This window comes from Paenibacillus sp. 1A_MP2 (genome assembly GCF_052244825.1).
Classification (GTDB): domain Bacteria; phylum Bacillota; class Bacilli; order Paenibacillales; family Paenibacillaceae; genus Paenibacillus; species Paenibacillus vandeheii.
Map to the genome: position 1 here is coordinate 1 of NZ_JBQQCS010000008.1, position 1,586 is coordinate 1,586.

A 1,586-nucleotide genomic window follows, 5' to 3' on the forward strand; every position below is an offset into this window, starting at 1 on the left:
CAGCGATTAACGGCATATTGGTAACAAAGGCGTTCTTCACCTTATCCAGACTCGGTAACCAAACGTTTTCCCACAGCTTAATGGATTGATCCGTAGAATTCCGGAATGTCCGGTCAAGGAAATCAAATGTCCATACGATCTGCTTCGCAATGACAGGAGCAAACGATTTAACAAAGCCTGTGACGATGGCCGGAATGAAGTCACCCAAAATGTACTTCGCCACCGGAACAAGTACCTTGTCTTTCAGATCCAAAAACGTCTTGCCCATATTGGATACCGATTGACGAATAGGCACCATCATATCAACAAACGGTTGTAGTGCCGGCCGCATTTCGCCCCAGCCTGAAGAGATATAAGCCCAAGCTTTAGAGAACCGCGATTTTACATCTTCCAAGAATGCAGCAACCTGTTGTTTGATTGGATCGATCTCGATTGATGGTGTGCCCAAGTCCAGGTCACCAAATCCAGCCATCGCACCCAGGCCGCCTATTCCTTTGCCAGCTCCAGCAGCTTTAGAACCCGCATCATCCAGAGCGGACGCCGCGGATTGAGCAAGTGTATTGAGCTGATCGAATCCGGCCAAACTGCCCTTCATGTCTTTTCCGGCCTTCTTGGCCTTCTTGCCTGCCTTCTCAGCCGCTTTCCCTGTATCTTCTACAGCAGGAGCTGCGGCCGCTGCTGCATCACCCATGCCGCCCATGGCATCGGTAGCCACTGTCATTCCGGCACCACCAGCGTTCACAGCGTCACCAAAGACCAGTTCCGTGAATGCCTTGAAATAGGCTGCTGCAACCTGTAATTTGGCTATGATCCAGTTGAGCCCTTTTAAGATCGGTGTCAAGATGTTGATGAATCCTGCACCCATTGTGCCCTTGAAGATGTTCCACTGTTCGGACATCATGCGGACTTGGTTCGCCCATGATTGGCCGTTACGGGCAAAGTCACCCTGAGCATCGGCCGTTACCTGTAGCAAATAACCATACCGGAGCATGGCCTGTTCAGATTGGGTCATGGCTAACCAGGACTTTGTAATGCCCTGAGACATCGCGTAGGCTTCCATATTGACCACGGACATGTTCACACCCAATTGCTTGAGTGGTTCTGTCTCACCGACCATACCGGAGAACACTTTGTAATACGCTTCGTCATTTGTGATGTTATAAAAAGAAGCCATGTCAGCAGATAATTCCGTCAACCTAACGGACATCTGTTTCATGGCTTCACCGGAAATACCGGATGATTTGAGCATGGCACCCATGGTGGATGCGTACCGTTTACCGGACAGTTCGGACAAACCGAATGATTCGATCAGGTTCGATGACCAGTTGTTAATCTGGTTTGTCATTGATCCGAACGTGACGTTAACCACGTTCTGTACTTCGGCCAGATCCGATGCCAGGTTAATGGCTTCCTTACCAAACTCTTTTAAGCTATGAACTGCGAACGCTCCAGCAACAATCCCGCCCAGCTTTGTGAATGCTCCACCAACAAGGTTTGTAGCTGTACCAGCGATTCCGTTAAGCTGACTTCGAAACGGCCCATAATTGAGCCCTAGGTCTAAATCTACCTGGCCTGCGCTAGTCATC

The 1,586-nt window shown here is 49.7% G+C and carries 1 pseudogene; it reads right to left on the bottom strand.

Annotated elements, in window-relative coordinates:
* A pseudogene (locus ACTWJ7_RS36620) lies at positions 1 to 1,586 on the bottom strand (hypothetical protein); the annotation flags it as partial.